Annotated in this window: 24 protein-coding genes and 1 pseudogene; 13 read left to right on the forward strand and 12 right to left on the reverse strand. The window is 68.0% G+C overall.

Going from position 1 to position 21,019, the window contains the following annotated elements; all coding sequences use genetic code 11:
• The first annotated feature begins 1 nt into the window (after window position 1).
• Entirely contained in the window at window positions 2–2,380 is a 2,379-nt protein-coding gene (gene recD, locus HIR79_RS16745) for an exodeoxyribonuclease V subunit alpha (RefSeq protein ID WP_169959219.1), read from the forward strand.
• A gap of 333 nt (window positions 2,381–2,713) precedes the next feature.
• Window positions 2,714–3,700 (forward strand): annotated as a pseudogene (locus tag HIR79_RS18710) (GGDEF domain-containing protein).
• A gap of 82 nt (window positions 3,701–3,782) precedes the next feature.
• Here the strand turns inward: HIR79_RS18710 and HIR79_RS16755 are convergent.
• From HIR79_RS16755 to HIR79_RS16770, 4 genes are all read right to left on the reverse strand, one after another.
• Complete coding sequence (locus HIR79_RS16755; RefSeq protein WP_169959220.1) at window positions 3,783–4,268, reverse strand: hypothetical protein; 486 nt, start codon at window positions 4,266–4,268, stop codon at window positions 3,783–3,785.
• 94 nt (window positions 4,269–4,362) lie between these two features.
• Entirely contained in the window at window positions 4,363–4,701 is a 339-nt protein-coding gene (locus tag HIR79_RS16760) for a DUF427 domain-containing protein (RefSeq protein ID WP_169959221.1), read from the reverse strand.
• A 124-nt stretch (window positions 4,702–4,825) separates the two neighbouring features.
• On the reverse strand, window positions 4,826–6,118 hold the full coding sequence (locus HIR79_RS16765) for an MFS transporter (RefSeq protein ID WP_169959639.1): 1,293 nt from the start codon (window positions 6,116–6,118) through the stop codon (window positions 4,826–4,828).
• Between the two features lie 145 nt (window positions 6,119–6,263).
• A complete protein-coding gene (locus HIR79_RS16770; protein ID WP_169959222.1) occupies window positions 6,264–6,662 on the reverse strand; it encodes a GFA family protein in 399 nt (132 codons plus the stop codon).
• Between the two features lie 115 nt (window positions 6,663–6,777).
• Between HIR79_RS16770 and HIR79_RS16775 the strand changes: the two genes are divergently transcribed.
• From HIR79_RS16775 to HIR79_RS16790, 4 genes are all read left to right on the forward strand, one after another.
• Window positions 6,778–7,455 (forward strand): 5'-methylthioadenosine/S-adenosylhomocysteine nucleosidase, encoded by a 678-nt coding sequence (locus HIR79_RS16775; protein ID WP_249322198.1) that lies wholly within the window; start codon window positions 6,778–6,780, stop codon window positions 7,453–7,455.
• Window positions 7,456–7,602: 147 nt separating this feature from the next.
• Window positions 7,603–7,890: a sll1863 family stress response protein gene (locus HIR79_RS16780; protein WP_110070698.1), complete on the forward strand. Its 288-nt coding sequence runs from the start codon at window positions 7,603–7,605 to the stop codon at window positions 7,888–7,890.
• 181 nt (window positions 7,891–8,071) lie between these two features.
• A complete protein-coding gene (locus HIR79_RS16785) occupies window positions 8,072–8,926 on the forward strand; it encodes a sirohydrochlorin chelatase (RefSeq protein WP_169959224.1) in 855 nt (284 codons plus the stop codon).
• A gap of 114 nt (window positions 8,927–9,040) precedes the next feature.
• Window positions 9,041–10,042 carry an ion transporter gene (locus HIR79_RS16790; protein ID WP_169959225.1) on the forward strand — a complete coding sequence of 334 codons (1,002 nt, stop codon included), beginning with the start codon at window positions 9,041–9,043 and terminating at the stop codon, window positions 10,040–10,042.
• Between the two features lie 42 nt (window positions 10,043–10,084).
• Here the strand turns inward: HIR79_RS16790 and HIR79_RS16795 are convergent, their stop codons facing one another.
• Complete coding sequence (locus HIR79_RS16795) at window positions 10,085–10,435, reverse strand: hypothetical protein (RefSeq protein WP_169959226.1); 351 nt, start codon at window positions 10,433–10,435, stop codon at window positions 10,085–10,087.
• Window positions 10,435–11,583, reverse strand: a complete 1,149-nt coding sequence (locus tag HIR79_RS16800) for a Fic family protein (protein ID WP_169959227.1) — start codon at window positions 11,581–11,583, stop codon at window positions 10,435–10,437. Before HIR79_RS16800 ends, HIR79_RS16795 begins: the two co-directional genes overlap by 1 nt.
• A gap of 110 nt (window positions 11,584–11,693) precedes the next feature.
• On the opposite strand from HIR79_RS16800, the gene HIR79_RS18715 reads away from it, so the two are divergent.
• Window positions 11,694–11,819 carry a hypothetical protein gene (locus tag HIR79_RS18715; protein WP_283241841.1) on the forward strand — a complete coding sequence of 42 codons (126 nt, stop codon included), beginning with the start codon at window positions 11,694–11,696 and terminating at the stop codon, window positions 11,817–11,819.
• A 20-nt stretch (window positions 11,820–11,839) separates the two neighbouring features.
• Here HIR79_RS18715 and HIR79_RS16805 read toward each other — a convergent pair whose 3' ends face one another.
• A complete protein-coding gene (locus HIR79_RS16805) occupies window positions 11,840–12,415 on the reverse strand; it encodes a nucleoside deaminase (RefSeq protein WP_169959228.1) in 576 nt (191 codons plus the stop codon).
• Window positions 12,416–12,898: 483 nt separating this feature from the next.
• Between HIR79_RS16805 and HIR79_RS16810 the strand changes: the two genes are divergently transcribed.
• Complete coding sequence (locus HIR79_RS16810; protein WP_110070703.1) at window positions 12,899–13,123, forward strand: hypothetical protein; 225 nt, start codon at window positions 12,899–12,901, stop codon at window positions 13,121–13,123.
• A 91-nt stretch (window positions 13,124–13,214) separates the two neighbouring features.
• On the opposite strand, the gene nfsA is transcribed toward HIR79_RS16810, so the two are convergent.
• Window positions 13,215–13,946 (reverse strand): oxygen-insensitive NADPH nitroreductase, encoded by a 732-nt coding sequence (gene nfsA, locus HIR79_RS16815; RefSeq protein ID WP_169959229.1) that lies wholly within the window; start codon window positions 13,944–13,946, stop codon window positions 13,215–13,217.
• Window positions 13,947–14,062: 116 nt separating this feature from the next.
• Window positions 14,063–14,827: a class I SAM-dependent methyltransferase gene (locus HIR79_RS16820; protein ID WP_169959230.1), complete on the reverse strand. Its 765-nt coding sequence runs from the start codon at window positions 14,825–14,827 to the stop codon at window positions 14,063–14,065.
• A 369-nt stretch (window positions 14,828–15,196) separates the two neighbouring features.
• Here HIR79_RS16820 and HIR79_RS16825 point away from each other — a divergent pair, with 369 nt between their 5' ends.
• The 5 genes from HIR79_RS16825 to HIR79_RS16845 all read left to right on the forward strand — a co-directional run bounded on the left by HIR79_RS16825 (window position 15,197) and on the right by HIR79_RS16845 (window position 17,678).
• Window positions 15,197–15,403 carry a cold-shock protein gene (locus HIR79_RS16825; protein ID WP_169959231.1) on the forward strand — a complete coding sequence of 69 codons (207 nt, stop codon included), beginning with the start codon at window positions 15,197–15,199 and terminating at the stop codon, window positions 15,401–15,403.
• Between the two features lie 176 nt (window positions 15,404–15,579).
• Complete coding sequence (locus HIR79_RS16830; protein WP_110070228.1) at window positions 15,580–15,795, forward strand: DUF3820 family protein; 216 nt, start codon at window positions 15,580–15,582, stop codon at window positions 15,793–15,795.
• Window positions 15,796–15,837: 42 nt separating this feature from the next.
• Window positions 15,838–16,251: an alternative ribosome rescue aminoacyl-tRNA hydrolase ArfB gene (arfB, locus tag HIR79_RS16835; RefSeq protein WP_169959232.1), complete on the forward strand. Its 414-nt coding sequence runs from the start codon at window positions 15,838–15,840 to the stop codon at window positions 16,249–16,251.
• Window positions 16,248–16,481 (forward strand): DUF1289 domain-containing protein, encoded by a 234-nt coding sequence (locus HIR79_RS16840; protein ID WP_169959233.1) that lies wholly within the window; start codon window positions 16,248–16,250, stop codon window positions 16,479–16,481. Before arfB ends, HIR79_RS16840 begins: the two co-directional genes overlap by 4 nt.
• Before the next feature lie 12 nt (window positions 16,482–16,493).
• The gene (locus tag HIR79_RS16845; protein WP_169959234.1) at window positions 16,494–17,678 is read left to right on the forward strand and encodes an MFS transporter; all 1,185 of its coding nucleotides are present in this window, start codon (window positions 16,494–16,496) and stop codon (window positions 17,676–17,678) included.
• Between the two features lie 6 nt (window positions 17,679–17,684).
• On the opposite strand, the gene HIR79_RS16850 is transcribed toward HIR79_RS16845, so the two are convergent.
• From HIR79_RS16850 to HIR79_RS16860, 3 genes are all read right to left on the reverse strand, one after another.
• A complete protein-coding gene (locus HIR79_RS16850) occupies window positions 17,685–18,917 on the reverse strand; it encodes a DUF3422 domain-containing protein (RefSeq protein WP_169959235.1) in 1,233 nt (410 codons plus the stop codon).
• 100 nt (window positions 18,918–19,017) lie between these two features.
• On the reverse strand, window positions 19,018–19,986 hold the full coding sequence (locus HIR79_RS16855; RefSeq protein ID WP_169959236.1) for a magnesium transporter CorA family protein: 969 nt from the start codon (window positions 19,984–19,986) through the stop codon (window positions 19,018–19,020).
• A gap of 70 nt (window positions 19,987–20,056) precedes the next feature.
• Window positions 20,057–20,935: an alpha/beta hydrolase gene (locus HIR79_RS16860; protein ID WP_110070710.1), complete on the reverse strand. Its 879-nt coding sequence runs from the start codon at window positions 20,933–20,935 to the stop codon at window positions 20,057–20,059.
• Window positions 20,936–21,019: the final 84 nt, after the last annotated feature.

The raw sequence follows: 21,019 nt of genomic DNA on the forward strand, positions 1-21,019 counted from the left end.
CATGAGTGACCACTCACCCACCGCCGAGACCACCCCCAACGAGGCCGCCGGCGCCGAGGCCCTGCACAACAGCGCGGCGCTCTTCGTGCTGCTCGACCGCTGGGTGGCCCGCGGCTGGCTGCGCGCCCTGGACCGCGCCTTCGCCGCCTTTCTGTCCCGCGAGGTACCGGACGCCCCCGCCCCGCTGCTGCTGGCCGCGGCGCTGGCCAGCCACCAGCTCGGCCGCGGCCACGTCTGCCTGGACCTGGAGCGCACCCTGGCCGAGCCGGACCTCGCCCTCTCGCTGCCCCCGGAGGGCGACAGCCTGGAGGACCCGCCCCCGCTGCCCAGCGCCCTGCTCGGTGAGCTCACCCTCGCCGACTGGCAGGCCAGCCTCGATCACCCGCTGATCGTCGGCCACGGCCCCGGCAGCACCCCGCTGGTGCTCGACGCCACCCGGCTCTACCTGCGCCGCTACTGGCACCACGAGCGCTCGATCCGGCAGCATATCGCCGCCCGCCTTGGCGAGAGCACCGGGAGCCCTACGGAAACGGGTGGGAGCTCGGCTCTGCCGGGCAAAGAGGATGGCGCCAGCAGAGGCTACTCCAACGGGAGCCCTGCGGAGTCTGGTGGGAGCTCGGCTCCGCCGAGCGAAGAGGATGGCGCCAGCAGAGGCTACTCAAACGGGAGCCCTGCGGAGTCTGGTGGGAGCTCGGCTCCGCCGAGCGAAGGCGCCGATAGGCGCCCGGCGGACACCACTACCCTCGGCCAGGCCCTCACCGCCCTCTTCCCCGCAAGCCCCACTCTGGACTGGCAGAAGGCCGCCTGCGCCCTGGCCGCCCGCTCCCCCTTCGCGGTGATCACCGGCGGCCCCGGCACCGGCAAGACCACCACCGTGGTCAAGCTGCTCGCCCTGCTGCAAACCCTGGCGCTGGGCGAAGGCCGCCGAGCGCTGCGCATCCGCCTGGCCGCCCCCACCGGCAAGGCCGCCGCACGCCTCAACGAATCCATCGCCGGGCAGGTCTCGGGGCTCGACCTGACGGCGCTTGCTCCACTACTCGAGAGTGGCGACGGCGATACCGAGCCGCTCCGCCGCGCTATTCCTACCGACGTAACCACCCTCCACCGCCTGCTGGGCTCGCGCCCCGACACCCGCCACTTCCGCCATAACGCCCGCCACCCGCTGCCCCTGGATGTGCTGGTGGTGGACGAGGCCTCCATGGTCGACGTGGAGATGATGGCCGCCCTCCTCGACGCCCTGCCGCCCCGCGCCCGCCTGGTGCTGCTGGGCGACAAGGACCAGCTCGCCTCCGTGGAGGCCGGCTCGGTGCTGGGCGACCTCTGCGCCCGGGCCGAGGGCGGCCACTACACCCCCGAGACCGCCGACTGGCTTGCTGAGGCCACCGGCCAGGCACTGCCCCCCGAGATGATCGACCCCGCGGGCGCCCCTCTGGACCAGGCCATCGCCATGCTTCGCGTAAGCCACCGCTTCGACGCGGCCAGCGGCATCGGCCGGCTGGCCGAGGCGGTGAACCGCGACGCGGCGGGCCGCGAGAAGCGCGCCGCCATCCGCGAGGTGCTTGGTCATGGCTACGCCGACCTCTCACACCTCAAGCTGGAAACGGACAGGGATCGCGGCCTGGAGCGGCTGGTGGTCTCGGGCCACGCCGCGGGCTTTCCTGATCGAGGAAAGAGCGCCGGCGAGGACCGCGTGGTAAACGGCAAGGTCCTGCCGCCCCCGGTGGGCTATCGCCACTATCTGGAAGTGATGCGAAGCGCGGCGCCGGAGCCAGGCCCGGACGGCGAGATCGCCCGCGAGGCGCTGGACGACTGGGCCCGACAGGTGCTGGCCGCCCACGGCCAGTTCCAGCTGCTCTGCGCCCTGCGCCGCGGCCCCTGGGGCGTGGAGGGGTTGAACGAGCGCATCCGCGCCGCGCTGGAGAAGGAAGGGCTGATCGACAGCGGCGACGGCCGCCGGCTCTGGTATCCCGGCCGCCCGGTGCTGGTCACCCGCAACGACTACGGGCTGGGGCTGATGAACGGCGATATCGGCATCACCCTGGCGCTGCCCCAGCCCACGGGCGAGGGCCGCGGCCCGGCGCTGCGTGTCGCCTTCCCGGCAGGCGATGGCAGCGGGCGCATCAAGTGGGTGCTGCCCAGCCGCCTGCAGGCGGTGGAGACGGTATTTGCGATGACGGTGCACAAGTCCCAGGGCTCGGAGTTCACCCACACCGCCCTGCTGCTCCCCGACGCCCCCAACCCGATCCTCACCCGGGAGCTGGTCTACACCGGCATCACCCGGGCCAGGCACTGGCTCACCCTGGTCGAGACCGGGCGAGGCCAGCTGCTGGATGCGGTGGAGCGTCGGGTGATGCGGGTGAGTGGATTGGGAGCCGGATGAAACGTGGAATCCGCCTGTGTTACCGCCATCTTGAAACGCTTATATTGCATCGGTCCGGCAGCACCGCGAACGCTGCCTCGATCACGCCTTGGATAACCACAAGACCGGGAGAGCCGTGCCTTGTCATCACCCTCCGCACGATACCCGCTGCACCGGCTGACCGGCCAGTTTCATGACCCGGACAGGGAAGCGATGTATCGCCAGGACATCGCCCCCCGAGTTCGACGCGAGGCCTTCGTGACGCTGATCGTGGCAGCCCTGGTCTTCGGCATGTTCGCCATTTCCGACTACCACTTCGTCGGCGTGAGCACGGCACTCTATCTGCTGCTCGCCATGCGCCTGGTGGTGGTGGTCTCCTGCCTGGTGCTGGCCTTCGTGATCGGCCGCCTCGGCGACTATTCCCTCAGGCCCTGGCTGCACGCCCTGCCCCTCTGGATACTGGCGACGGCCATCATCCTGATCGTCCCCCTGCGCCCCGAGAGCCTTCCCACCCAGGTCACCGCGGTGGTGGTGGCCACCATGGCGTTCTACCTGCTGATCCCCAACCTGCTGCCCGTGGTGGCAATCGCCAGCCTCTTCATGAACCTGGGTTTCCTGACCGCGGCGGTAACGGTGGCCGACATTCCCGCCGTGATCGCGCTGCGCATCCTGCTGCTGCTGGTCCTGACCAACGCCGTGGGATTCTTCGCCCTGCTGCGCCTGGAAAAGCTGCAGCGCAGGCAGTTCGCGCTGCTGCAGGAGGAGCGCGTGCATAACCGCCAGCTGGTCGAGGAGATCGCCCACCGCAAGTCGCTGGAAGCCCAGCTGCGCAGTGTCGCCGAACAGGATGTACTGACGGGCCTGGACTCTCGCGGCCACTTCATGGAGCGCGCCCGGGAGCTGCTGCAGCGTGCGCAGTTCGACGGGTCGCCCTTCAGCCTCTTCATGATCGACGTGGACCACTTCAAGGCCATCAACGATACCTGAGGGCACCGCCAGGGCGACTCGGTGCTCCAGGCGATCGCGGAGACCTGCAAGCACTCCCTCCGGCCCCAGGACGTGATCGGGCGCTTCGGCGGCGAGGAGTTCATCGTCGCCCTGCCGGATACTCACCCGAAGGAGGCGCAGATGGTGGCCGAACGGCTGCAGCAGAAGGTCAGCGAGCTTGCGGTGATGGAGGCCATGCCCGAGCACCGCCTCACCGTCACCATCGGCATCGCCGGGGTGCTCGACGAGGCAACCGACCTGGACGCCCTGATCCACCAGGCCGACCAGGCCCTGTACGCCGGCAAGCACAGCGGCAGAAACCGGGTCGTGGTGAGTCACCAAGGCCAATCCTGACTCGGGAGCTGGTCGATATCAGACTCACCCGCGCCCCCCACTGGCTCCCTGGATAAGCCGGGATCAGACGACCTACGACTGTCTAAAGCGACGAGATTCGCTCCTCGATGCGTTCTTTTACACGGGCTTGTGACTCAGAGAGTGCCTTACGCTTTGCCTCATCTTGCGGCGTCCCTTCGCTAACAAGTTCATTAATCCGAGAAATTATTCTTTCCGGCTCTACATCAGCCATTTCAGCGAGCACGTCCTGCTCCACCCTGACTCTATCTGCGAACTCAGATTCTGCACGCATCTTAGTTTGGACAAGCTCCATGCGCTGCTTTCTCTCCATGAAGAGCTTCTGCAAGTAAACGTTTTTTTCATCGTGCTGTTCTTTGAGCTTTCCTTGCTGATGAGACAAAGGAAGAGAGTCGTATCGCTGTAGCCACTTCATCTCAGAGTTAATGCGGGCGTCTAGAGCAGCGTTGCTAAGGCTGCTGGGCTCAGGAGCCCCAGCAGCCTTACCTCTTGCCCAGAGGACTATAATAGTGACTGCCACTGCACCTAACAGTATCCAGACTGCTTCCATGGTTTACCTCCTAGCTGGCCGGTGGCTTTTTGAGAGTGACCGAAAGTCATATCAGATAGTAGTCCATCCACAAGCAGAAATCGGAGACAGACGCTCATTCCTCGGGCACTCGATAGTCGCCATAAAACACCACCCTCCCCTCAATCGCCTCCATCCTCTCCTTCGGCCGCTCATAACTCCATGCCACATCCCTGTGCTCGCCAAAGGAGAAGTACGAGGCATCGCCCTTGAAGGGGCAGTGGGTCAGGGTGTCGGAGGGGGTCAGCAGGTCCATGCGTACGTCGTCGCGGGGGAGGTACTGCCGGGGCGGGTAGCCGCGTTCGCGCAGCTCGATGGCGCGGGTGGTATCGGCCAGGACGGTGCCATCGATGACAACCCGCACCCGGCGGGAGTGCGGGTGCAGCGTGATGCGCGGCTCTGGGGCATCGTCCATGATCGTTCCCTGTGCGTTTTTCTAATACTTCATTACGTATCGTAACAGTCCTGACAGCCCTCGCCGACGGCAGATTTCCTACGACGAACGTCTTGCCGACAAGGGCACCACGCCAGGGCGTGGCTCACGATCCGGCGGCGGGCTGCTCTTCTTCCTCCTCCTCGAGGGGGTCCTCCAGCGGCTCGCCCTGCTCGTCCAGGAGCTGGCTGTCGTAAGCCGCCTGCAGGCCGCTCTCCTCCTCGGCGGCCTCTTCCTCCTCCGCCTGGGCGATGGCGCCCGGGTAGAAGGGCGAGAGGATGGCCACCAGGATGCCCAGCGCGGCGAACATGGCGAAGGCGTCGGCGTAGCCGAAGCCGTCCACCAGACTCCCGACCACCGGCGAGCCGGCCGCCTGGCCGAGCGATACCGCCATGAAGGGCAGCACCGGCCCCACGGAAAGCCGGCCGGGCAAAAGGCGGATGCCGGTCATCAGGTAGAGCCCCGTCAGGCTCATGTAGGCCAGGCCGAAGACCAGCGCGGAGAAGGCGGTGAGCAGCGGCTGGTCGGGGCTCGCGGCCAGCAGGGCGAGGCTCGCCGAGAGCATCATCAGCATCAGCGCCTGGGTGATGGGCGGGTTGTTGCGATCGGCCAGGTCGGCCACCACGGCGCCGCCGAGGCCGGCAACCCCCACCGCGAGCCACAGCCAGGCCGTGGCGCTCGATGGCAGGCCGCCGAGGGTCACCACCAGGTCGGGCGCGAAGATCCAGTAGGCGGCGGAGACGAAGCCCATCAGGAAGGCGAAGAGCGTGAGCCGGACCAGGCGCGACCAGGGCAGCTCGTTGAGGGGCGGCGGGTCCGCCGCGTTTGCCGGCACGATCCGCGAGACCGAGGGCAGCAGGAGCCAGGCCGCGATCACCCCGAGGCCGGCGAGGATAGCGAAGGAGAGGTAGGCGTGGCGCCAGGCGCCGGCCAGGAACAGCACCGTGGGCACGGCCACGATCACGCCGATGCTGGTGCCGGCGTTCATTACCGAGCTGACGCGCCCGTGCAGCGAGCGCTTGACCACGGCCTGCATGGCCGCCGTCAGCGCAGGCATCATCAGGCCGGTGCAGATCCCGCAGGCGAACACCCCCGCGCCCAGCATCAGCGGGTCCGAGGCCCGGCTGATCAGCGAAAGCCCGGCGAGGCCGAAGCCCCCGGAGAGCACCGCCGTGTAGCGGGAACCGAGGCGACGAGTGACGAGGGGGGCGACCGCGGTGGCCAGCAGGAAGCTGATCAGCGGCAGGGCGCCGATGATGCCGATCACGGAGGAGCCGAGGCCCAGCTCCTCGCGAATCGGGGGGACGAAGAGCCCGAAGGCGAAACGGGCGAGGCCGAAGCTGATGGCGATCAGCGCGGCCCCCAGGACCGCGAACCCCGTGCTCGAAAGTCTCATGATCCTGCCTCCGCCGGTCCTGCTCGGTGGTCGAGGTCGTCAGCGTGGCCGGACGCCCGATGGCCGCCCCTGGGGGGCCATCGGGTGTCGGCACCTTGGCCCAGCGTGAAGCAGCCAGGCGGCCTCGGCAACCGTCATGGGGGTGGCGTCAGCGGGCGAATTCGGTGAACTTCGGCAGGTCGTCGGCGAGCTCGAACCACTCGGCCCGGGAGGAGACCCAGGCGTGGACGCGCCTGCCGGGCGCGATCGGCGTGTCCAGGGTGCCCAGGCGCAGCCGCTTGGCCTCGGGCAGGTCGTCGCGGGCGCTGTAGAGGGGGCTTCCGCACTCGGCGCAGAACACCCGCACCTTGCCCGGCGTGGCGCAGTACTCCTTCAGGTGCGCCTCGCCCCGGGTGAGATGAAAATCCGCCGAGCGGATCGGCGCCACGGCGACGAAGGCCGTGCCCTGGGCCTTCTGGCACTGCTTGCAGTGGCACATGGAGATCGCGTCGATCTCGCCGTGGTACTCGTACCCCACCTTCCCGCACAGACAGCTTCCGGTATGCATCGGCGTTCCTCCCCGCTGGTTTTCCGCCATCTTGGCCGTATCGGGCCAGAGGCACACTGCTCCCTTCGGCGCAGTACACTGGGCCCAGGCATTCCACATGAGGCATACCCACCCCATGACACCTTCCCCCTCTTCCCACCGCCCAGACGGCGGCAACCTGCCCCAGCCGGTGCGGCTGGGCGGCCACGATGTGCTCTTCGTGATGGCCGCCGAGGCCGAGTACGGCCCGCACCTGCGGCAGCGCTTCACCCCGCTGATGACCGGCGTCGGCCCGGTGGAGGCGGCGGTGGAGCTCACCGCGGCCCTGGCCGCCCTGGCTGGGCAGGGCCGCCTGCCGGCGCTGGTGGTGTCGCTGGGCTCCGCCGGCAGCCGGATGCTCGAGCAGACCGAGGTCTACCAGGCGAGCTCCGTCGCCTATCGCGACATGGACGCCACCGCGCTGGGCTTCGAGAAGGGCGTCACCCCCTTCCTCGAACTGCCGGCGACCCTGTCGCTGCCGCTGCGGATTCCCGGCATTCGCGAGGCCACGCTCTCCACCGGCGCCAATATCGTCTCCGGCGCGGCCTATGACGCCATCGCCGCCGAGATGGTCGACATGGAGAGCTACGCCTGCCTGCGCGCCTGCACACGCTTTCAGGTGCCGCTGGTGGCGCTGCGCGGCATCTCGGACGGCAAGGCGGAGCTGCACCACGTCGACGACTGGACGGAGTACCTGCACGTCATCGACGAGAAGCTGGCCGCCGCCGTCGACCGCCTCGGCGAGGCGCTCGCCGCGGGCCTGCTGACGCCCTGAGGCCATCGAGGAGCGGGCACCACGCACCGCGTGCCGGTGGCATGCGCCCTTGCGGCCGCCCGCCGGGCTTGCCACCCTGAAGGAGAGGCCCTGCCGCCAGGCGGCAGGTCTTGGAGGTTTCACCCCCATCAGGAAAGGAGCGTCCATATGAGCAACAGGGAAGCCTACGAGCAGAAGCTGCGCGCGAAGCTGGACGAGTGGCAGGCCGAGATCGACAAGCTGCGGGCCAAGGCCAGGGGCGCCGAGGCCGATGCACGCATCGAGCGGGAGAAGGAGGCCGAGCGCCTCGAGGCCAAGCGCGAGGAGATGCGCCACAAGCTCAAGGAGCTGCGCGAGGCCGGCGACGACGCCTGGGACGACCTGCGGGACGGCGCCGAGCGCGCCTGGAAATCCTTCAGCGACTCCTTCGAGAAGGCCCGCGACCGCTTCAAGTAGCCGGCGGTTGCCTTGCCCTCCCCTTGCTGCGGGCGCCCATGGCGGGCGCCCGTTCGTCATGCCGCTTGACCACCCCTCCGCCCGGTAGTGTCATGGCCCCTGGCGCCGTGGGCGCCGCCGTGCGTTTCGTGATCCGTGCCAGCTAATCCACTCAGCCCATCCAAGTCAGCCAGAGGCCTCCATGCGAAAGATCCTGCTCGTCGACAACGGCTCCCTGCGGGCCCAGGCCACCCTCAACCTGCGCCGCCTGGCCCGGGCCCTCGGCGAGGCCACCGGCCAGGAGATCGAGGCCGCCTCCCTGCTGCACTCCTACAAGATCCCGGCCGAGGAGCTCGACGGGGAGAAGGCGGTGTCGCTGGGGCCGCGGGCCGAGCAGCTGGCGGAGCAGGGCGTGACCGAGCTCGTGATCCTGCCCTTCTTCTTCGGGCCCAGCCAGGCGCTGACCCGCTACCTGCCGGAGCGCCTGGCAGAGGTGCAGGCGCACCATCCGCGGCTCTCCGTGAAGGTGGCGCTGCCGCTGGTGGATAGCCAGGCCCCGTTGGACCTGCGCCTGGCAAGGCTGCTGGCCGACAACGTGCGCGAGCAGATGAACGGGAAATCGCGGCCCAGGGTGGTGCTGGTCGACCACGGCAGTCCGATCCCCGAGGTCACGGCGGTGCGCAACTACCTGGCCGGCCAGCTCAGCGTGCTGCTGAGCGAGGAGGCGGAGTGTGTCACCTTCGCCTCCATGGAGCGGCGTGACGGCGATGCCTACCGCTTCAACGAGCCGCTGCTGGAGGACCTGCTGGCCGCCGAGGCCATGGCCGGCAGCGAGGTGATACTGGCCATGCTGTTTCTCTCCCCGGGGCGCCACGCCGGCGAGGGCGGCGACATCGCGGAGATCTGCGAACAGGCCATGGCGCACTCCCCGGGGCTGCGCGTCACCCCCACCCGGCTGGCGGGGGAGCATGACGGCATCCTGGAGATCCTCGCCACCCGCCTGGAGCAGGGCCTGGCCGGCACGCCGCTGCTGCTGTCGCTGCCGGCCGGCGGCTGAAGGGGTGGCTGAAAGAGTGACCCGGGGGCTCAGGGTGAACCACGGGGCTGTGGCCCGCGGGCCCAGCGTCTAGGCTGGGAGGGGAGATAGCGGCACAGTGCTCAAGGAGGTGCCATGCCTGCCACCCGCGAACGATCCCTCAGCCCCGCCCTGGAGCGGTTCCACCTGGTGTGGGACCTGCTGATCATCCTGCTGGTGATCGCCAACCTGACCCTGCTGCTGTTCGACAGCCTCTTCCTGCTCGCACCGCTGAACGCCGCCTTCGAGGCCGCCGCGCCCGGGCTGCACGCCGCCTACGACCAGCATGTCCACGCCCGCTTCATCGCCATCGACCTGGCCTTCGTGGCAGTGTTCGTGCTCGACGTGCTGCTGGGCTGGGCGGTGGCCATCGCGGAGCGGCGCTATCACCGCTGGTTCTTCTATCCCTTCGTGCACTGGTACGACGTGCTCGGCTGCATCCCGGTGGGCGGCTTCCGGCTGCTGCGCATCCTGCGCGTCGTCTCGTTGGTGCATCGGCTGCACCGGCTGGGGCTGATCGACGTGCGTCGCTGGTACCTCTACGGGGTGGTCGCCAAGTACTACGACATCCTGCTGGAGGAGCTCACCGACCGCATCGCCATCCGCATGCTCGACAACGTCCAGGCCCAGTTGCGCTCCGGCGACTCGCTCTCCACCCGGGTGGTGGAACGGGTGGTGCGGCCCCGCCAGAAGGCGCTGATCCACGAGATCAGCCAGCGGCTGGAGGCCATGCCCGGCAGCGCCTACGCCCACAACCGCGACGACACCCTGCGCTACGTGCGCGGCCTGGTCGGCCGCACCCTGGCGGAAAGCCCGGAGCTGCAGCGGCTGGCGCGGCTGCCGCTGGGCAGCCAGCTGAGCCGGGGGCTCGAGGCCTCGCTCTCCGACCTGGCCTGCCGCCTGGTCAACGAGGCCCTGGAGGGGCTGCAGTCGGCGGAATTCTCCGCCCTGGTGGAGCACCTGGCCGAGAGCGGCTTCGATGCCTGGCTGCGCACCGATCCCCACACCGAACAGGTCACCGAGCAGGTGCTGGTGGACATGCTGGAGGTGCTCAAGGAGCAGATCGCGGTCAAGGGCTGGCAGCAGCGCTACCAGTGATGTCGCCGGCAGCGGAGTCAGGATGGGCCGGGGGCCGTTACCCTACCCTGCCGTTCGGGGGCGCAGCGCCATGACCCGCGCCAGCTCCTGGCGATAGGCCGCCTCGTGGTGGGCCGGCTCGGAGGGAAAGCGCTCGAGGGCCACCGCCAGCTCGAAGAAGCCCGGCCGGGGCAGGTCGCCACGGCGGCTGACCACCAGAGCGGCGATCAGCGGGCGGCCGGCGGCGACGTCCTCGCGCATCAGCGTCTCCAGCGCCAGAGCGACGCGCTGGATGGTGCGCGGTGGCGCCAGGCCCAGCGCCTCGGCGGCCTGCTGGTAGGTGATGGGCACGGCGTCATCGGGCAGCTGCTCGAGCAGCGTGCGCAGCCGCGGGGCCAGGTCGGGGTCAGGCATCACCGGGGGCATGGCGGCAGGGCGACCCGATAGCGGGTGCTGCGCCCTCCTCCCGGCAGCTTCACGAGACAGCCCTTGGCCAGCAGGTCCGCCAGGTGTCGGGTCGCCGTGGCCTTGCTCACCTTGGCGACCTTCTGGTACTGGGCGGCACTGATGCCATTCTCGAAGCCCCGCTCGCCGCCATCCAGCAGCCGGTTGAGCACCTTGATCTGCTCGGGTAGCAGACCGGCATCGGCGAAACGCTGCCAGAAGCGCGTCCTGGACAGGGTTCGATCGATATCGGCCAACACCCCCGTCAAGGTCTGTAGCAGGGTGTCGAGAAACCAGGCCAGCCAGTCGGTGAGATCGGTGGTGCCCCGCTGGCAGGCTTCGAGCACCCGGTAATACGCCTGGCGTTCGGCAAGGATCGCAGCCGACATGGCATAGAGCCGAATGGTCTGTCGGTCGGCCTGGGCCAGGGCACGATCGGAAATGGCACGCGCCAGGCGGCCGTTGCCGTCCTCGAAGGGGTGCAGGGTGACGAACCAGAAATGGGCGATGCCGGCGCGCAGCAGGGGATCCAGGGTGGGGTCGTGGCGGCTCTCTTCGAACCATGTCAGGAACGTGGCCATCTCGTCCTCCAGCACCCGGCGAGGCGGCGCCTCGAAGTGGACCCTGGGCCTGTCGATGCGCCCGGAGACCACCTGCATCGGCTCCTCGCCTCGCCACTGGCCCACTCGCAGCCTGACCAGCGATGCCTCGGCATCGGGAAACAGCCAGCGGTGCCACTGGAACAGCCGCTCGCGGGTCAGCACCGTGTCGGCAAGGCCGATGGCGTCCATCATCATCTCGGCCATTCCCTCCGAACGCGGCGACACGGCACTCACGGCGTCCTCCACACCCAGCCGCCGCGCCAGCGAGGAGCGCACCGACGCCGCATCGAGGCGCTCCCCTTCGATGGCCGAGGAGGTGATGATGTTCTGCAACAGGGTATCCAGCATCACTGCCGGGTCATTGCCGGGGGGAAGGGAACCGGCTCTGCCCAGCAGGATGCCGAGCGTACGCCACGCCTCCTGAAGGCGCGGCTGAACCACGGCAGCCCGCCAATCGAACTCTGGCCAGCCAGGCTGCTGCCAGACCCAGGTCGGCGTTGTGGAGGTCTCGTCCATCGGGGGCACCTGTATGCCGGCATGAGCCGCAAGGTCGACTATTCGGCTCATTATTTGAGCCGTATTTTCAAGCTATTCGGCTCATCGGTCAAGCGAGGGTGGGGTGCGCTATGCCGAGCCTGCGCCGTGGCCTTTTTTCGAGCCAGTGCCACCCCCTGCTGCCCAGACAGGAGCGCCAGGCGCTGGCCGAAGTGCTGGAAGCGCTGGAAGCGCTGGAAGCGCTGGCGCTATGCTGAACCCGGGGGCCGGGGCGATATCACGGCCGCTGGGTGGCACTCACCCCCTTCCAGTCCTCCAGGTCGAGCTCGGGATTGCCAGCGCGGAAGCGGGCGTAGAGCTCGATGCCGCGCGGATCCTCGAGGATCTCCACCTGTACGCCCTTCTCCCGCAGCAGGGCCTCGGTGCCCGAGGCGTTGGTGACATCGCCCACCACCACCCGCGAGACGCCGCGCATGTAGAGCAGCGTGGCGCATACCTGGCAGGGGCTCAGCGAGGTGAAGAGCGTCGCCCTACCGAAGTCGAGGCGGCCGGCATCGCGCATGGCCGAGGTCTCGCCGTGGTTGTAGGGGTGATTCTCCTGCACCAGGGTGTTGTGCCCCTTGCCGACGATGCGCCGGGTGGCGTTGTCGATGATCACCGCCCCGATCGGGCAGCCGCCCTCGTCATGGCTCTTCTGCGCCAGCAGCACCGCGATGCGCATCAGGTCGGCATCGGAGAGCCGCCGGGCGAAATCGTCATCCATCAGCACCGGCAGGCTGGCGGTCGGCATATGGGCGATGGCGGCCAGTGCCGCCCCGGTCACCTCTGTACCGGCATTCAACAGCGTTTCCATGTCTCCTCCTCACCGAAAGTCGAGTGGTGCGGGTCGCGATTAGGCTGTAGATTTTCGCCCGCTGGAAGCCGTTCCATCGGGCTTATTTCTCGCCATTTTGGCGGCATTCCTTCCCCTCCTCGTAGTCACGTTACCTTCCTCGAGCTCCCTGGCTCTCCGTGTAGTCATACTACAACCCCCTGTGCGGCTAATGGCGCGTTGTGGGAGTGGTTGCCCTGACCCATAGTGGAGTCATGGATCAGGACAGAGGGTCGCTACCCCGATTCACTGACCTGATCCCGGCTACAACCTGAGCGCCAAGTAATTTCTGATCCAGGCGCCAGAAGCAAAGGTCTTGGAAAGCTTGCAGACCTGTCGCGGTTGCAGCATGGGGCACTTACCCGGCCCGGCATGAGTAGCCAAGGCACCAGAACGCCATCGGAGATGGCAACCCCAAAACGGGATTTCCCCCGGGGTAATGATGACCTTGATGAGGATTGAAAAATGAACTGCATCCAACTTAGCCAGCAAGCCGACCTTATCGCCAACACCTTCAGCAAGCTCGATCTTGCCAAGCTGGTGGTCGCCCTCAAGGGCAGTGGTGAGTCCCTGCAGAACGCGGTTGAGGTTATCGACACGGTCGATGCCCGCCAGGGTTACACCCTGGAACAGGCCTGGGACGAGGTTCGCACCGGCGAGAACCGCCCCCTGGCCGCCAACGACGACTGATTACCCCCTGCAAACCGCTTGTGTAACTACCCCCTCCCCGCCGGGAGGGGGTTTTCTTTGGGCGCCATTCGGATTCATGGCCGAGGCGTCATCACTTCATCTCGAAGCCACGCTTGATCAGGAAATCGCGCATATGGGGGCGCAGCTTGGTGTCGAAAAGCGGGGTGAGGTTCTGCGACCAGTTGCTCTGCTTGTTGCCGCCCTTCCGCGACTGGTAGTAGGCGTGCATGGTCTCGTCGAAGGCCGCCACCAGCTCGCGGTCGTCGCCGTAGGTGTCCTCCTTGAGGATCGCCTCCACCGGCAGGCGCGGCTTGATATCCGGCTGGTGGGCAGGGTAGCCCAGGCACATGCCGAACACCGGGTAGACGTGGTCGGGCAGGCCCAGCAGGTCGCTGATCTCCTGGGGATTGTTGCGCACCCCGCCGATATAGCAGATGCCCAGCCCCTCGGATTCCGCGGCGATGGCCACGTTCTGGGCCATCAGGGCGGTGTCCACGCTGGCCACCAGCAGCTGCTCGGTCATGCCGCGGATCACCCGGGCGCCGGTGCGCTCGGCGGCGTCGGTGGGCCGCTTCATGTCGGCGCAGAAGACCAGGAAGGCGCCGCAGCTGGCCACGTAGGACTGGCCGCCGGCCAGCTCGGCGATCAGCTCGCGGTTCCTCGGGTTCTTCACGTGGATGACCGTGTAGGCCTGCACGTGGCTGGAGGTGGCCGCCCCCTGGCCGGCGCGGATCAGCTCCTCCAGCAGCTCCCGGGAGACCGGCTGGTCGGTGAACTTGCGAATGGAGCGGTGGGATTTCAGCAGCTCGATGGTGGGGTTCATGGGGCCTCGTTCGCTAGTCGGCTAAGGATGTTACCCAGCATAACCCAGCAGGCGCGAGGTGGCGCAACCGGGGCCGGTGACGCCGAGACTCGCTGGAGGGGGCGCCAGCGGTCGGCTCAGGCTTCGGCCTCCCCGCCACCGGGCACGACACCGATGAAGACCCGCATGGGGTACTCCCCCTCGGCGATCATGAAGGGCTCGTAGATGCCCTCCAGGTCCTGCTGGTGCAGGTTTAGCTCCTGCTCGCGGAAGGCGTGCTCCCAGGTCGCCTGGGTGAAGAGCCCCAGCCGGTGATGGTCCACCTGGACGTCGAGCTCGCCCCCCTGGCGGATCAGGTAGACCAGAGTGGCCTCGTACTGCTCGTCGCCCGGGGGGCGCACGTAGTTGTTCTCCAGCACCGTGATGTGGATGCCGTCACGCTCGCCGGTATAGGCGAAGTTGTTGTCGTGGAAGAGCTCCCTGGGCTTGGCCACCACCAGCAGCGCGCCGCCGGGGAGCAGGTGCTCCCGGGCGGTGGTGAAGGCGAGGGTGAGCTCCTCGCGGCTGGCCATGTAGTCGATGCTGTCGGGAATCACCACGGCATCGAACTGGCGCCCCAGCCGCACGCTGCGCATGTCGCCCTGGTGGTACTCCACCTCGGGGTTGGTGCGCCGGGCCAGCCGCAGCATGGCGTCGTTGAGGTCCACCCCGGTCATCCGGAAGTGGCGCTTCAGGGCGCGGTCGTGGGCACCGGCGCCGCAGCCCAGGTGCAGCACCTCGCGCACCGGGCGGTGGGCGTGCTCCTCGAGCAGGCGGCGGTAGGTGGCGACTTCCTCCTCGACGCCCCTGGGATCCTCGAGCCATGCCTCGGTCCAGGCCAGTTCGTCATAGGCTTTCCACATGTTTCCTCCCCCATCGTTCGCCGGCACTCTCCGCCCTTGCCTTAAAGCTGGCCCAATCCCGTCACGGGCGCCAGCGGAGTTTCCACGCTGGCAATCTGTCCCTGTCGGTTGAATCGCATCACTTTTATCGCGCGCCGGAAAAATTGCCACCTATTGACAGGCGACGGCTATCGAAAATAAAAGGTGAAAGGCTTTGACCCGTACCGGGATACATGACACTGTGGCGTCAGTTGGTCGGCAAGCAGCATGGTTTCAGCAGCATTCGAATTCTTTCGGCAGCCTGATATTGTCTCCCTTGTTCTACCCGCTACTTCATCTGGGTAACACCAGGAATATCGCAAGGCGCTCAGCGCGAAAAGGATGCTTATCATGGCTACCGGCACAGTCAAGTGGTTCAACGATTCCAAGGGTTTTGGCTTTATCTCTCCGTCCGACGGCAGCGATGATGTCTTTGCTCATTTCTCCGAAATTCAGTCCGATGGCTTCAAGTCCCTGCAGGAAGGTCAGAGCGTCTCCTTTGACGTGACCCAGGGCAAGAAAGGCCTTCAGGCGTCAAACATCAAAGCCATCGCCTGATCTTAACGGTCATGTGATGCCTCGAACCCTCCGGGGTTCGACAGCAGGGCCCGCTTCGGCGGGCCCTGCTGCGTTGCGTGCCGACCCTGGCGGAACGGGCCGAATCCCCCTAGAGTGTTGCGCCAGAGCCGTTGGGTCACAGGACGACGGCGAAGGACAGGCATGGAGGTAGGCGAATGAGACCCGAGGACCTGAAGACGCTGGTCACCCTGCGCATGCCCTACGGCAAGTACGCTGGCCGGGTGATCGCCGACCTGCCGGGGCCCTACCTGGCCTGGTTCGCCCGGGAAGGCTTCCCGCCCGGCCGGCTCGGCGCCCTGCTGGCGCTGATGCACGAGATCGACCACAACGGGCTGGGCGAGCTGCTCGAGCCGCTGCGCCCGCCGCGCTGACCCGCCCCCCCCTCGCCGATTGCCAACACCAGCAGGAGCCCCATGCTGCGCATCTCCAACTCCGTGGAACTGGCCGACTGGGAGATCGAGCTCAATGCGATCCGCGCCCAGGGCGCCGGTGGCCAGAACGTCAACAAGGTGGCCTCCGCTATCCACCTGCGCTTCGATATCCGCCGCTCCAGCCTGCCGCCCTTCTACAAGGAGCGGCTGCTGGCGCTGGGCGACCAGCGCATCACCCAGGAGGGCGTGGTGGTGATCAAGGCCCAGCGCTTTCGCACCCAGGAGCAGAACCGCGAGGATGCCCTCGAGCGCCTGCGCGAGCTGATCCGCGAGGCGGTGAAGCAGCGTCGGGTGCGCAAGCCCACCAAGCCGACCCGCGCCGCCAAGCGCAAGCGGGTCGACGCCAAGACTCGCAAGGGCAGGACCAAGGCGCTGCGCGGGAAGGTGAGCGAATGAGCGAGCGCGAAGCAGGACTCCCGACGCGCCCCGAGTCCCCGTGCATCAAGGTCTGTCGGCCGGCGGGCGACCTCTGCCTGGGCTGCCACCGCACTCTGGACGAGATCGCCCGCTGGTCGAGAATGGATGCGGCCCAGCGCGAAGGCGTCTGGCAGCGGCTGGATGCCCAGGCCCGGCGGGCCGCCGACGCGGAGGAGGCCGAACGGCAGGCCGAGGCTCAGCGCGGCTGAGGGGGAGCGGAGATGACGGCACCTGCCGCCGAGCGCGCACGCCGAACCACCTACAGCTACTTTGCGGCCTTCGTGGCCATCGGCATGAGCGGCGGTCTGCTGGGGCCGGCGCTGCCCCATCTGGCCGAGATGACCGGCGCCACCATGGGCCAGATCGCCATCCTGTTCACGGCCCGGGCCCTGGGCAACATGCTCGGCTCGGTGGTCTCGGGCGCCCTGGTGGACCGCTTCCCCGGTCATCGCGTGCTCATCGTCATGCTCGGGCTGATGGCGCTGGGCCTGGTCGCCGTGCCGTTCAGCCAGGCGCTGGCAATGCTCACGGCGGTGGTCTTCCTGCTCGGCTTCAGCGAGGTCTCGATCAACGCCGGGGCCAATACCCTACTGCTATGGACCCATGGCCCGGCCTCGCCGCCCTGGATCAGCGCCCTGCACTTCTGCTTCGCGCTCGGCAACATGCTGGTGCCGCTGCTGCTGGTGGCGGCGCTGGCCGTGACCGGCCTCTTCCACCTGGCCTTCTGGGCGGTGGCGCTCTATGCCCTGCTGCTGATCGCCCCGCTGGCCCGGCAGCAAAGCCCGGCGCCACCGGCGCCACGGCCCGGCACGGGTGCCCAGCGGCCCGCACCGGATCCCTGGCGGCTCGCCCTCTTCCTGCTGCTGTTCGCGCTCTATGTGGGCATGGAGGTGACCTTCGCCGGCTGGATCACCGCCTATGCCACCCTGGCTGGCACGCCGCCCGGCCGCGCGGCGCTGCTGGTGACGCTGTTCTGGGTCACCCTCTCCGCCGGGCGCCTGCTGGCCATCCCGCTCCTGCGCCGCACCACCCCGTGGCGGGTCCTGTGGCTCTGCCTGGGGCTGGCGCTGCTGGCCGGCCTCGCCCTGCAGTTCGGCTGGCTGCCGCTGTCGGGCGTGGCGCTGCTCTTCGGGCTGGCCAGTTCGGCCATCTTCCCGACCCTGTTCGGACTGGCCAACCAGCTGATGACCATGAGCGGGCGCACCACCGGGCTGGTCTTCCTGGCGGCCGGCGGCGGGGCCATGGCGGTGCCGTCGCTGACCGGCCCGCTGCTGGAGCGGGCCGGCACCGGCGCCTTCGCCCCGCTGCTGGTCGGCCTGGTATGCCTGCAGGCCGCGGGGCTGGTGCTGCTGCACCGCCGGATACGGCACACCCCCCGGGACGGCCAGGGTCGGGGGGCCGGGTGAGACACCTCAATGCTGCTTCACCCGCCAGATGCGCCAGGACAGCACCGCCAGGATGCCCAGCCCCAGCGGGGCGATGATAGCCGCGGCCACCTGGGGCACGATGGGCACGCCCAGCGCATCCAGGCTCTGCAGGCCCAGCTTGAAGAGGCTGAAGAGGTAGTAGCTGATCACGATGATCGACAGCCCCTCCACCGCCTTCTGGATCTTGAGCTGGCTGCTGGTGCGCTCGTTGAGGCTCTTGAGCATCTCGGCGTTCTGCTCCTCGATCTCCACCTGGGCGCGGGTCCGCAGCAGGTCGTTGAGGCGCGCCACGCTCTCGGCCAGGGCCTCCTGGCGGGCGTGGATCGCCGCGCAGAAGCGCACCAGGGGGCGGAAGCGGCGCTGGATGAAGATGCCCAGGCGAGGATGCTCGCCCACCTTCCTCTCGCGCAGCTCCTCGATGCGGGCATCGACGATGCGCGCATAGGCCTCGGTGGCGCTGAAGCGCAGCCGTGAGCGGGCGCTGGCGTGTTCCAGGCGGGCGGAGAGCTCGGAGATGGCCGCGAGCAGCGGTCGCGAGCTCTCGCTCTGCCGTTCGGCGTTGCGCACCGAGAGCGTATCCAGCTCGCGCTCGTTGGCATCCAGCTCCAGGCGCATCTCGCGGGCCAGGGGCAGCGCCAGGGACGCCATCATGCGGTAGGTCTCGATCTCCAGCAGGCGGCGGGCCATGCGCCCCAGGCGGAAGCCGTCGAGGGACTGGTTGACCAGCAGCAGGCGATTGACTCCGTCCGGTGTGAGGCGAAAGTCGCTCCACACCGTGGCCTCGCCGTCGGCGACCCGGGAACCGGCCGGATCCCGGAAACCGTAGGCCTCGGGGCTGCCGGACCAGCGGTGGGCGGCCTCCACCAGGATCAGGGTGGCGCTGATCACCTGCTCGCGGTGGGGCGTCAGCAGCGCCTCCAGCAGCGGCGGCGGCTCCGGCCACAGCGCCTGGTCGGGCTGCCGCGGCACCATCAGCGTGAGGGTGAAGAACTCGGTATGGCGCTCCCACTTGAGGGTCATGCCGTCGATCTCGAGGATCTCCTGCACCGCCTCCGGGTCGCGCTCACGGTGGGCAAGTGAATCGATCCGGGCCAGCAGCGCCTCGGCCTGGCCCGCCTGGTCGAGCATGGCGTAGTGGTGCAGGTGTGCCGGTCCGGCGAAATGGATCGAGGGTCGGGCGTGCAGCTCGTCGTGCAGCGCTTCGCGAAGTGGGTGCATGGTCGGGGCTCGAAAGGGGGAACCTCCGAGACTAGAGCCTCACGCCGCGGGAGCCAAGCGCCTGCGGCAAGGCGCCTCGCCCCCAGAATGTCCAAGGCGGCTAGAACCATCCCTTGCGGCGGAACAGCCACGCCAGCCCCACGCCGATGCTCATCATCAGGCCCAGCACCATGAAATAGCCATAGGGGTGCTCGAGCTCGGGCATGTGCACGAAGTTCATGCCATAGATGCCGGCGATGAAGGTCAGCGGCACGAAGACGGCGGTGATCACCGTGAGAATGCGCATGGTGATGTTGAGCTGATGCGAGGAGAGCGAGATATGGCCATCCACCAGGTCGCCGCAGATCTCGTAGTACATCTGGGTCAGGGTGAGTAGCCGTTCGAAGCGCTCGTGGACGTCGTTGATGGCATGCAGCGTCTCGCTGACGTTGCGGGGCAGGTGGGAGTAGTCGTAGGCGGTCAGTTCCTGGGTGATACCCAGGTGGTAGTTGAACAACCGCCGCATCTTCACCAGCCGCGAGCGGTAGCCGATCACCTGGCGCATCAGGGTATCGCTGCCGTTGAGCGTCAGCGCGTCCTCCAGGTCGCTGAGCGCATTCTCGAACTCCAGCAGGCTGTCCAGGTAGTAGCCGGCGGAGTGGTACATGATCTTGAGCGCAACATGCTCCGGGGAGCGCTGCAGCAGGACGGTGCCTTCCTGGTCGAACAGGCGGTCGATGCTCTGCGCCCGACCGGGATGCAGGGTGAGCAGGAAGCGCTCGCCGAGAAACAGCGCCATCTGCTGGGGCGTGTAGTGGAGGTCGGCGTCGAAGGAGGAGATGCCGCGATAGAGGATCAGGGTATGGCCCTCGAACTCCTCGATCTTGGGCGGGTGGCGCTCGCGGTGGGCGTCATCGATGGCCATGGGGTGGCAGTCGAAGGCCTCGAGCATCTCACGCTCCCGGGCCACCGGCTCGCCTTGCATGTCGATCCACAGCCGAGCATCGGGTGATTCACGCCAGCGGGCGATCAGCTCCTCGCCCCCAGCCATGGTCCGGCCCTCGGCGTCCACCATCAGCGTGCGTATCATGGCGTGTCATCCCTGGCAGCGACGGGCGAGGCCGCCCACATGCTCCCCACTCTAGCATTACGTCGGCGCGTCAGCGCACCGCCTCGCCGGACAGCGGTGGCTGCAGGTAGCGGGACATGAAGGCCAGCGCCGGTCCGAGGCTGGCCCGCCACACGCGCCAGGTATGGCCGCCGGAGAGCACCTCCAGAGGCACCTGGCCCGGCTGGTGGACCTCCAGCGCCGCCTGCAGCCGGCGGGCATGGCCCACGGCATCGAAGACATCGCGGTTGCCGGCACTCAGGTAGAGCGGTACCACGTAGTCCTGGGCCAGGTAGCTATCCAGGTGGGCGGGATAGTTGAGCCGCTGCCAGAGATCGGCATCGAAGCGGTTGTCCGGGGTCAGGAAGGCGGCATGCTCCCGAGCCGTGGAATTGGCCGGCGGCAGCGGATAGTAGCTGGCCGGGCTCAGGGCCGCGGCGGCAACGAACAGCTCGGGCCGCTCCAGGACGAAGTTGATGGTGCCGTAGCCCCCCGCGGAGAGCCCGGCGATGCCGCGCCATTCACGCTTCGGCACCACCCGCCAGACCTCCTCCACGTGGGGCAGCAGGTCCTCCAGGAAGGCGGTGCGGGCCGCCTCGTTGTGGCCGTCGACCCACCAGCTCTGGCTGCCGGGCATCACGATCACCGCCGGCGGGATGCGCCCCTGGCGGATCATGCGATCGGCGATCTCCTTGAGGGCGCCTCGGGTCACCCAGTCGCGGTCGCTGCCGAAGGAGCCGTGCAGCAGGTAGATCACCGGGTAGTCGAGGCCGGAGTCGTGGTAGCCGTCGGGCAGGTAGAGGGTGTAGGGGTAGTCGCGCCCCAGCGCCTCGGAGTGAAAGCGGTGGTGGGTCACCTGGCTGGCCAGCGCCTGGCCGGCCAGCAGCAGGAACATCAGGATGGTGAATACGCAGCGTCTGGCTGCCGTCATGTCAGGCCTCCCTCGCCTCGGGTTGATGCGAATCCCCGGATGAAAGGGAATTCATGGTGCCTGTCGCGGTCCGACAGCAAGTGC

Source organism: Halomonas sp. PGE1, from assembly GCF_013000985.1.
Classification (GTDB): Bacteria; Pseudomonadota; Gammaproteobacteria; order Pseudomonadales; family Halomonadaceae; genus Halomonas; species Halomonas alkalicola.

Bases quoted from the DNA above. Each gene is read 5' to 3' on its own strand.
- recD (WP_169959219.1), top strand. From the start codon at position 2: ATGAGTGACCACTCACCCACCGCCGAGACCACCCCCAACGAGGCCGCC.
- HIR79_RS16755 (WP_169959220.1), bottom strand. From the start codon at position 4,268: ATGGAAGCAGTCTGGATACTGTTAGGTGCAGTGGCAGTCACTATTATA.
- HIR79_RS16760 (WP_169959221.1), bottom strand. From the start codon at position 4,701: ATGGACGATGCCCCAGAGCCGCGCATCACGCTGCACCCGCACTCCCGC.
- HIR79_RS16770 (WP_169959222.1), bottom strand. From the start codon at position 6,662: ATGCATACCGGAAGCTGTCTGTGCGGGAAGGTGGGGTACGAGTACCAC.
- HIR79_RS16775 (WP_249322198.1), top strand. From the start codon at position 6,778: ATGACACCTTCCCCCTCTTCCCACCGCCCAGACGGCGGCAACCTGCCC.
- HIR79_RS16780 (WP_110070698.1), top strand. From the start codon at position 7,603: ATGAGCAACAGGGAAGCCTACGAGCAGAAGCTGCGCGCGAAGCTGGAC.
- HIR79_RS16785 (WP_169959224.1), top strand. From the start codon at position 8,072: ATGCGAAAGATCCTGCTCGTCGACAACGGCTCCCTGCGGGCCCAGGCC.
- HIR79_RS16790 (WP_169959225.1), top strand. From the start codon at position 9,041: ATGCCTGCCACCCGCGAACGATCCCTCAGCCCCGCCCTGGAGCGGTTC.
- HIR79_RS16795 (WP_169959226.1), bottom strand. From the start codon at position 10,435: ATGCCTGACCCCGACCTGGCCCCGCGGCTGCGCACGCTGCTCGAGCAG.
- HIR79_RS16800 (WP_169959227.1), bottom strand. From the start codon at position 11,583: ATGGACGAGACCTCCACAACGCCGACCTGGGTCTGGCAGCAGCCTGGC.
- HIR79_RS18715 (WP_283241841.1), top strand. From the start codon at position 11,694: ATGCCGAGCCTGCGCCGTGGCCTTTTTTCGAGCCAGTGCCACCCCCTG.
- HIR79_RS16805 (WP_169959228.1), bottom strand. From the start codon at position 12,415: ATGGAAACGCTGTTGAATGCCGGTACAGAGGTGACCGGGGCGGCACTG.
- HIR79_RS16810 (WP_110070703.1), top strand. From the start codon at position 12,899: ATGAACTGCATCCAACTTAGCCAGCAAGCCGACCTTATCGCCAACACC.
- nfsA (WP_169959229.1), bottom strand. From the start codon at position 13,946: ATGAACCCCACCATCGAGCTGCTGAAATCCCACCGCTCCATTCGCAAG.
- HIR79_RS16820 (WP_169959230.1), bottom strand. From the start codon at position 14,827: ATGTGGAAAGCCTATGACGAACTGGCCTGGACCGAGGCATGGCTCGAG.
- HIR79_RS16825 (WP_169959231.1), top strand. From the start codon at position 15,197: ATGGCTACCGGCACAGTCAAGTGGTTCAACGATTCCAAGGGTTTTGGC.
- HIR79_RS16830 (WP_110070228.1), top strand. From the start codon at position 15,580: ATGAGACCCGAGGACCTGAAGACGCTGGTCACCCTGCGCATGCCCTAC.
- arfB (WP_169959232.1), top strand. From the start codon at position 15,838: ATGCTGCGCATCTCCAACTCCGTGGAACTGGCCGACTGGGAGATCGAG.
- HIR79_RS16840 (WP_169959233.1), top strand. From the start codon at position 16,248: ATGAGCGAGCGCGAAGCAGGACTCCCGACGCGCCCCGAGTCCCCGTGC.
- HIR79_RS16845 (WP_169959234.1), top strand. From the start codon at position 16,494: ATGACGGCACCTGCCGCCGAGCGCGCACGCCGAACCACCTACAGCTAC.
- HIR79_RS16850 (WP_169959235.1), bottom strand. From the start codon at position 18,917: ATGCACCCACTTCGCGAAGCGCTGCACGACGAGCTGCACGCCCGACCC.
- HIR79_RS16855 (WP_169959236.1), bottom strand. From the start codon at position 19,986: ATGATACGCACGCTGATGGTGGACGCCGAGGGCCGGACCATGGCTGGG.
- HIR79_RS16860 (WP_110070710.1), bottom strand. From the start codon at position 20,935: ATGACGGCAGCCAGACGCTGCGTATTCACCATCCTGATGTTCCTGCTG.